Source organism: Patulibacter sp. NPDC049589 (assembly GCF_040675535.1).
In the GTDB taxonomy this organism is placed as follows: domain Bacteria; phylum Actinomycetota; class Thermoleophilia; order Solirubrobacterales; family Solirubrobacteraceae; genus Patulibacter.
In genome coordinates this window covers 1-1,219 of the sequence record NZ_JBFAPC010000343.1, presented here as the reverse complement: position 1 = coordinate 1,219, position 1,219 = coordinate 1, and the positions used below count along the sequence as shown (strand labels likewise).

1 protein-coding gene is annotated in these 1,219 nt (G+C 77.3%); it reads right to left on the bottom strand.

Features of this window, described 5'->3' with window-relative positions; genetic code table 11:
- Positions 1 to 3 precede the first annotated feature (3 nt).
- A partial coding sequence (locus AB0L40_RS27885) for a lytic murein transglycosylase (RefSeq protein ID WP_364362072.1) occupies positions 4 to 1,219 on the bottom strand: 1,216 nt, incomplete at its 5' end.

Here is a 1,219-nt window from a genome sequence, read left to right as displayed (position 1 = left end):
CCCCTACCCGACGCTGTTCCGATCGCGGGGGGTGGTCGCGGTGCCGGCGGTGGTCGCGGTGCCGGCGGTGCCGGCCGTGGTCGCGGTGCCGGGGGTCGCAGGGCCCGTGGCGCCGGAGGCGGGCGCGCCCGCCGCGGCGGAGCCGCCGAGCGTCGTCGCCCCGACCAGCGGCGACGGCGTCGTGCTCGTGAGCGGGGACGTCGGCGCTGCCTCGGCCGGTGCGGTCGGGTGCTCTCCGGCGCTCGCGGGAAGCGTTGGGGTCGGGTCGGCCTTCGGCAGCGTCGCGCGGGCGGGGACCAGCGAGCGCGGCGCGGCGTACGTGCGGGCGACCCGCCCGAGGTGCGCGTAGGTGTAGACGTTGCCGTAGACGTCGCGCAGCCGGATCCAGCGGCCCATCGTGTCGTCGTCGCCCGTCGACACGACGGTGCCGTCCTGGACGGCGACCACGGGGGTGCCGGCGTCGGCCGTCAGCTGGGCGGCGCGGTCGTCGCCGGGCCGGGCGCCCCAGACGGGGTCGCCGGCCTCGGACGCGGCCGCGGTGTCGCGGGCGTCGTCGTCGGACGCGGCGACGGCCCCGTCGACGGGCAGCGTGCCCTGGGTCAGGCCGGTCAGCGCGCTGACCAGCGGCGCGGGCAGCCCGCCGATCAGGCGCGCCCGCAGGAGGACGGAGTCGACGTACCAGTCGGCGTGGTTGTAGGCGAAGACGGCCTTGCGCACGTCGTCCTGGGCCCCGGCCGCCCGCAGGTACCGGGCCGCGGCGAAGATCGCGTCGACCGGGCTCATCGGGTCGGCGCGGCCGTCGCCGTCGGCGTCGACGCCGTAGGTCTTCCACGTCGCCGGCATGAACTGCATCCAGCCGACCGCGCCGGCGGTGGACACCGACAGGTTGCGGCCGTAGTCCGTCTCGATCTCGTTGATCGCGGCGAGGACCTCCCAGCGCACGCCGTACTGCACCCCGGCGGCCTGGTAGATCGGCAGCAGGAACGGCGGGATCCGGAACTTCTCGATGAAGAGGCCCGGCACCGAGCCGGGGGTCGTCAGCAGCGCGCTGCTGCCCAGCAGGGCGGCCGCGGAACCGTCCGGGGCGGCGGCGGCCTCGTCGGCGCGCACGTCGTCGGCGTCCGCCGCGTCGGTCTTCTCGTCCGCGTCCTTCGCGTCCTTCGCCTTCGCGGCCTTCGCCTTCGCGGCCGCGCGGCGGCGGGCGGCGGCGCGCTTCTCA